Below are 6,436 nucleotides of genomic sequence, written 5' to 3'. Positions count from 1 at the left end.
CTTTCGGGCCGCCGAACTGCATGCGCAGCGCCGCCTCGTGGATCACCGCCTCGTACGGCACCGGCCGGTCCAGGACCTCCTGGCGGCGCAGCCGCAGCGCGAGCCGGGCCTCCAGGTCGGGCTCGGGCAGCAGCGGGACGGCGGTGTCGAAGACCGCCCGCGCCTGCTCCTCGGTCTGCAGGAGTCCCGGTACGTGGGTGGTCACGGCGGTCGCCAACTCGGCCGCGTGGTACTCCAGTTCCGCGATGTCGAGCAGGGCGGGGGGCAGGAGTCCGCGGTGCTCCTCCCACCAGCCGCGGTCCCGCTCCTGGGCCATGGCGGCGAGCAGGTCGACCAGGCCCGCGTCGGGGCAGCCGTAGTTGAAGGCCAGGGTCCGCACCCGCTCGGGGCTGATGCCGAAGCGGCCGGACTCGACGTTGGGGATGCGGGTGCGGTCGACGCCCAGGAGGGCGGCGGCCTGCTGGGCCGACATCCCCGACTGTTCGCGCAGCTTGCGCAGTTCTGCCCCGAGCCGTTGCTGGCGTGCGGTGGGGCTGGTCCTGGGTGGCACGTCGTTCTCCCTCGTCCTGCCGGGCGGCCCCCTGCCGCCCGGCTCCCGCGCCGCCGTTTCGCCCTCTGGCCGGAAACGACGCCACTACCCGCAAGTAGTAGCACTGTGCTCCGCATCTGCGCTACGGTCGGTAGCGCAAGTCTCACACGGGGCGACCATGTCCGTGTGCAGAGCACCCCCACGTACAGGAAATGTGAGCAATCCGATGAAGGGCGCCCTGCGTTGCCTTCCGGCCGCCGCCGTCACCGCGGCGGCCGGGCCCATACCCCCCGCCACGGAGAACCTCAGCTACTCGATGCTGCTCCCCGGTGGCGCCTACTGCGCGGGCCTCGCCCGCCAGGCCGTCGACGGCCTCCTCACCCGCCACGGCCTCGCCGAACTCCGCGAGACCGCCCGCCTCGCCGTCTCCGAACTCGTCGCCGCCGCCTACCGGTTCACCCCCGACCGGGAGATGGCGCTGCGTGTCCGCTGGCAGTACGACGCCCTGCGGATCGTCCTCTACGACCAGCATCCGGCCCACCCGCGGCCGGACGAGGCGGAACGCTGCCGCGAACGCCGCAGCCGCAGCATGTGGCTGCTGGCCGCGGCGGTCGACGAGCAGGGCGGCGACTGGGGCCTGGCCCCCGCCCTCACCACGGAGGGCGGGACCAAGTCCTGGGCCTTACTGCACCGTTGACGCCCCCGAACCGGTGACATCGGCGCAGCGCTGACACCATCGCGCCGTCGGCATCACCGCGCCCTCGACGCGGACGGTGCCCGAAGCTCCTCCGCCGACGTCGGCCGCAGACGGCCGTCGAGGAGCACCCGGCGCGTGATCCCCAGCGACTCCAGGAATGTCAGGTCGTGACTGGCCACGACCAGCGCCCCCTCGTACGCGTGGAGGGCCGCCGTCAGCTTCCGCACCGACGCCAGGTCCAGATTGTTCGTCGGCTCGTCGAGCAGCAACAGCTGCGGAGCCGGCTCCGCGAGCAGCAGCGCCGCCAGCGTGGCCCTGAACCGCTCGCCGCCCGACAGGGTGCCCACGAGCTGATCCGCCCGGGCGCCTCGGAAGAGGAACCGCGCGAGCCGCGCCCTGATCGTGTTCCCCGACGCCGTGGGCGCGAACCGGGCGACGTTCTCCACGATGCTGAGCCCGTCGTCCAGGACGTCGAGCCGCTGCGGCAGGAAGCGGAGCGGCACCAGCCGTTCCACCTCCCCCGACACCGGCTCCAGCTCGCCCGCGACCGTCCGCAGCAGCGTCGTCTTCCCGGCCCCGTTGCGGCCCACGAGCGCGACCCGCTCCGGACCCCGCAGCTCGAAACCGCCCTCGACCCGGGCGCCGTACCGCAGTTCGAGGTCCGTCAGGCGCAGCACCTCGCGCCCCGGCGGCACCGAGGTGTGCGGCAGCTCGACGCGGATCTCGTCCTCGTCCCGTACCGCCTCCACCGCCACGTCGAGCCGCTCCCGCGCCTCCGCCAGCCGGTCCGCGTGCAGATTGCGGTGCTTGCCCGCCGACACCTGCGCCTGGCCCTGCCGGGTGTGGGCCACCACCTTCGGCACCGCCTTGTTCTCGAAGCTCTTCTGCGCGTACCGCCTGCGGCGCGCCAACTTCATCTGGACCTCGGACAGTTCCCGCCGCTGCCGCTGCAGGTCCGCCTCGGCGACCCGCACCATCCGCTCCGCCGCCTCCTGTTCGGCGGCGAGCGCCTCCTCGTACGCCGAGTAGGGGCCGCCGTACCAGCTCACCGTGGAGTCGTGGAGGTCGGCGATCCGGTCGACCCGCTCCAGGAGCTCCCGGTCGTGGCTCACCACCACCATCACCCCGGACCAGCCCTCCACCGCCTCGTACAGACGCGAACGGGCGTACAGGTCCAGGTTGTTGGTCGGTTCGTCGAGCAGCAGCACGTCCGGCCGGGCCAGCAGCAGCGCGGCGAGCCGCAGCAGCACGGACTCGCCTCCGGACAGCTCGCCGACCGTGCGGTCCAGGCCGATCGCGCCGAGCCCGAGCTGGTCGAGGGTGGCGCGGGCCCGCTCCTCCACGTCCCAGTCGTCGCCGATCACGGTGAAGTGCTCCTCGGCGGGATCCCCGGCCTCGACGGCGTGCAGCGCCGCCCTCTTCCGGTCGATCCCGAGGATCGCGTCCACCCGGCGGCCGGTGTCCAGGACCAGGTTCTGCGGAAGGTGGCCGATCTCGCCGGACGCCGTCACGGCGCCGCCGGTGGGGGTGAGCCGCCCGGCCAGCAGCCGGAGCAGGGTGGACTTCCCCGCACCGTTGGTGCCGACCAGGCCGGTGCGGCCGGGGCCGACCGTCATCCGCAGGTCGTCGAAGACCTCGGTGCCGTCGGGCCAGGAGAAGGAGAGCGAGGTGGCGGAGAGGAAGACAGGCTGATGTGACATGAGGGCCTCCGGTGCGTGCCGCGAGCACGGGTGTGAGCGTGGGCGTGGTGCGACGCGTGGAGACACCGGGGCGCGGGCAACGTGGGGAACGGCTCGTCCACCGAGGTCGAGAACGGCGCGCGGGGCACGGGGGCCAGGCGCGGCACGGTGTCTCGGGACCTCAGATGAACAACGTTCCTTCTCCGATCGGGAGGCGATGCGACCTGTCGACCGTAGAAGCCCTCGGGGGAGGAGGCAATCGAATTACGGGAGCCGGGCTACGGCAGTTCGCCCAGCAGCTCGGCCAGGTCCCGGTCCCAGTCCAGGTACTGGTGCTCCCGCCCGGCCGGCACCAGGTGCTGCGAGCGTTCCAGGAAGCGGCGCAGCTCGGAGGTGCGCACATGGACCATCGCCACGCCCTCCGGGGCGTGGAACTCGACGACCGTGCGGTCGTAGCCGTACGGACGCAGCCGTACGTCGCCGTCGCCGGCGGGCCGCTCGACCCCCTGGACCAGCAGGTCGCGGGCGAAGGCCCACGAGACCTCGACGCCCTCCAGGGTCGCCGGCGGCGGGAAGGCCATGCTGACCGCGTACGGATCCTCGCGGTCGTAGCGCAGGGTGGCAGGGACGGTCTCCATCCGGGGAGCGGAAGCGACCAGACGGGCCTGGACTGGCTGCTCGATCACGGCGGACACGGCGGACTCCTCTCGCGCGGGTTGTGATCCTGAGCGTCTCCCCGACACCAGGGCACCTGACACCCATGAAGACGAGCGGAACGGCCGGAACGTGCACCGACCCCCCACGTGAGGTGTGTCACCGAGAAAGGCGGCCGAAGGGGGAACCGAAGCGGAAGAGGCGGGAGCCGCAGGGAGGACGGGCAGGTCGGCGAGCCCGGCGGGGGCTCAGCGGTCCTCGGCCACGTCGTCGTCCGGCGCCGCGCACGGCCCCGAGTGGTCGCAGTACGGCTGGTTCGCCGAGGCGCCGCAGCCGCAGAGCATCACCCGGGTCTCGTGCCGGGCCCCGTGCGCGCCCATGACGAGGAGGTCGCCGCGCATCACCAGCTGCCCGGACGGCGAGCGCCGCACGGTGGTCGGCACGTCCGGTGCCTCCTCCGCGCCGCGGCCCTCCGGCGGGTGGTACCGGAGCGCGCCCGAGGGGCAGCGCCGGATCACCTCGGCGACCCGCTCCGGCGTGGCCGCGTCCGGCAGCACCCACGGGCGGCGGGAGAGGTCGAAGACCTCCGGCAGTCCGTGGACGCACTCGGCCGCGTGCAGACAGCGGCGCGGCTCGAACGTGACGGTGATGCCCTCGCCGTCGTACTCCTTCAGCCTCGGCTTCTCGGCGATGGGGTTCTCCGGCCCCGGCTCCACGGTTCCCTCGGTCATGCGCCCAGCCTAGGAACGCCCGCCGCGCCCCGCACCCCGGCGGGGGCCGGGAGGCCCTCTGGACGGGCCGGGCCGCCACCGCTAGCTTCCGGCGCCATGACACCTGTGCGAACGACGCGAACGACGCGACGCACGACGAGGGCGGGACTGGCGGGGCTGGCGGGACTCGTCGGGGCGGCGCTCGCGCTGACCCTCGCGGCCCCGGCGCGGGCCGGGGAGACCCCCGCGGCCCCCGTCACCGCCACCTCCGCGGACGGCTGGCGGCTCACCCCCACCGGCACCGACGCCCGCTTCCGGGGACTGGCGGCGGTGGACCGGCGCACCGCCTGGGCGGCGGGCTCCCGGGGCACCGTCCTGCGCACCACCGACGCCGGCCACAGCTGGCGAAACGTCTCACCGCCCGGCGCGGAGGGCCTTGAGCTCCGTGACGTCGAGGCCTTCGACGCCCGCCGGGCCGTCGTCCTCGCCATCGGCGAGGGCGAGGCGTCCCGGCTGCTGCGCACCGAGGACGGCGGCGCCACCTGGACCGAGGCCTTCCGCAACACCGATCCGCGCGCCTTCTACGACTGCGTGACCTTCCTCGACCGCCGCCACGGCCTCGCCCTGAGCGACCCCGTCGACGGAAGGTTCCGGATCCTCGCCACCCGCGACGGCGGCCGCAGCTGGGAGGTCCTGCCGGACTCCGGGATGCCGGCCGCCCTGCCCGGCGAGGCCGGTTTCGCCGCGAGCGGGCAGTGCCTGGTGACCGCCCCCGGCGGCGGGAAGGACGTCTGGTTCGCGACCGGCGGCGCCGCCACCGCCCGGATCCTCCACTCCGCGGACCGGGGCCGCACCTGGACCGTCACCGACAGCCCCGTGCCGGCCGGCGACCCCGCCCGGGGCGTCTTCGCGCTCGCCTTCCGGGACCGCGACCACGGTCTCGCGGTCGGCGGCGACTACCGCGCCGGGCAGCCCTCGCCGTCCTCCGCCGCCGTCACCGGCGACGGCGGACGGACCTGGACCCCGGCCGGCACGCCCCCGCCCGCGTACCGCTCCGGCGTCGCCTGGCTGCCGCACTCCCGTACGGCGGCCCTGGCCGTCGGCCCGACCGGCACCGACCTCACCCGGGACGGCGGCCGGACCTGGCGGACCGTCGACACCGGCTCGTACGACACCGTGGACTGCGCCCCGGACGGCGGCTGCTGGACCTCCGGCGAGAAGGGCCGGATCGCCCGGCTCGCCCGCGGCTGACGGACGGGGTCAGGCCGGCGGCTGCTCGCGGTAGCCGGCCAGGCCCTCGACCGTCTTCGACGCGTAGAACTCGGTGATCCGGTAGGCGCACACGCCCTCGGAGCTGAAGGGGTCGGCCGCCGCGATCCGCTCGATCGCGGCCCGGTCGACCCCGGCCGCCAGGATCACCCCGCCGTCGCGCGGGTTCTTCCGCCCGGACGCCAGGAACACCCCGGCGGCGTACTGCTCGTCCAGCCAGGCGATGTGCGCGTCCATGAGGGCGTCCGCCCGCTCGACGGGCGCGGTGTAGGTCAATTCCAGTACGAACATGCGTGCAAGGCTACCGGCGGCGTCCGGCCGGGCCGTTCACTCCCCGAGCGCCGCCGCGACCGGCTCGAAGAGGTGCGCGCCGAGCCCCCGCGCCTCGTACAGGTAGCCGAAGTACGCGGTGTCCGCCGTGCCGGTGAGCACCGCGTACAGGAAGGCCGCGCAACCCGGGCCGTGCCGCTCCCAGAGCGGGCCGCGGCCCTCGTTGTAGAGCACCGGCCAGGTGTCGGGGTGGCTGCCGGGCCGCACCAGCCAGTACAGGAAGGCCCCCGAGCCCTCCTCGAACGCCCACGGCACCACGACCGCGCCCGGCTCCGCCAGTTCCTCGGGGCGCTCCTCGCCGATCTCCCACAGCGACTCCAGGATCTCGTCCCGTTCCCGCCGCTGCGCGAGCAGGTCGTGGTCGAGGCGGCCCGCGTCCGGGGCGAGCAGCCACACCGTCTCGTCGAAGACGCCGGAGCCGTACGTCTCGACCAGCCGCTTGTAGTCCTCCGGGAGCGGCGTCCCGAGGGCGCGTTCGGTCCCCGCCCAGTCCACGGCGGGCGGCGCCACGGCGGGCGGCGGGCAGAGGCGCACGAGCGCGTCGATCGAGGTCACGGCGGGCACGGTA

General features: G+C 74.5%; 8 protein-coding genes. 2 read left to right on the top strand and 6 right to left on the bottom strand.

Annotated elements, in window-relative coordinates:
• Nucleotides 1–550 (bottom strand): Scr1 family TA system antitoxin-like transcriptional regulator (locus tag AB0E19_RS05730; protein WP_362173759.1); only part of this gene is annotated, 550 nt, incomplete at its 3' end.
• Nucleotides 551–743: 193 nt separating this feature from the next.
• Here AB0E19_RS05730 and AB0E19_RS05725 point away from each other — a divergent pair.
• On the top strand, nt 744–1,226 hold the full coding sequence (locus tag AB0E19_RS05725; protein WP_362173756.1) for an ATP-binding protein: 483 nt from the start codon (nt 744–746) through the stop codon (nt 1,224–1,226).
• Nucleotides 1,227–1,279: 53 nt separating this feature from the next.
• On the opposite strand, the gene AB0E19_RS05720 is transcribed toward AB0E19_RS05725, so the two are convergent.
• From AB0E19_RS05720 to AB0E19_RS05710, 3 genes are all read right to left on the bottom strand, one after another.
• Nucleotides 1,280–2,926, bottom strand: coding sequence for an ATP-binding cassette domain-containing protein (locus tag AB0E19_RS05720; RefSeq protein ID WP_362173753.1), 1,647 nt, complete (start codon nt 2,924–2,926; stop codon nt 1,280–1,282).
• 257 nt (nt 2,927–3,183) lie between these two features.
• Nucleotides 3,184–3,600, bottom strand: a complete 417-nt coding sequence (locus AB0E19_RS05715; protein WP_362173750.1) for an SsgA family sporulation/cell division regulator — start codon at nt 3,598–3,600, stop codon at nt 3,184–3,186.
• Between the two features lie 207 nt (nt 3,601–3,807).
• Nucleotides 3,808–4,290, bottom strand: coding sequence for a (4Fe-4S)-binding protein (locus AB0E19_RS05710; RefSeq protein ID WP_362173745.1), 483 nt, complete (start codon nt 4,288–4,290; stop codon nt 3,808–3,810).
• 147 nt (nt 4,291–4,437) lie between these two features.
• Between AB0E19_RS05710 and AB0E19_RS05705 the strand changes: the two genes are divergently transcribed.
• Nucleotides 4,438–5,520: an oxidoreductase gene (locus AB0E19_RS05705; protein WP_362173823.1), complete on the top strand. Its 1,083-nt coding sequence runs from the start codon at nt 4,438–4,440 to the stop codon at nt 5,518–5,520.
• 9 nt (nt 5,521–5,529) lie between these two features.
• On the opposite strand, the gene AB0E19_RS05700 is transcribed toward AB0E19_RS05705, so the two are convergent.
• Both AB0E19_RS05700 and AB0E19_RS05695 read right to left on the bottom strand, forming a co-directional pair.
• Nucleotides 5,530–5,829, bottom strand: a complete 300-nt coding sequence (locus AB0E19_RS05700; protein WP_360315913.1) for a YciI family protein — start codon at nt 5,827–5,829, stop codon at nt 5,530–5,532.
• 36 nt (nt 5,830–5,865) lie between these two features.
• Nucleotides 5,866–6,423 carry an SMI1/KNR4 family protein gene (locus AB0E19_RS05695; RefSeq protein WP_362173741.1) on the bottom strand — a complete coding sequence of 186 codons (558 nt, stop codon included), beginning with the start codon at nt 6,421–6,423 and terminating at the stop codon, nt 5,866–5,868.
• Nucleotides 6,424–6,436 lie beyond the last annotated feature (13 nt).

Source organism: Streptomyces sp. NPDC047974 (genome assembly GCF_040653375.1).
Lineage (GTDB): Bacteria > Actinomycetota > Actinomycetes > Streptomycetales > Streptomycetaceae > Streptomyces.
This window is presented reverse-complemented; position numbering and strand designations above follow the sequence as displayed.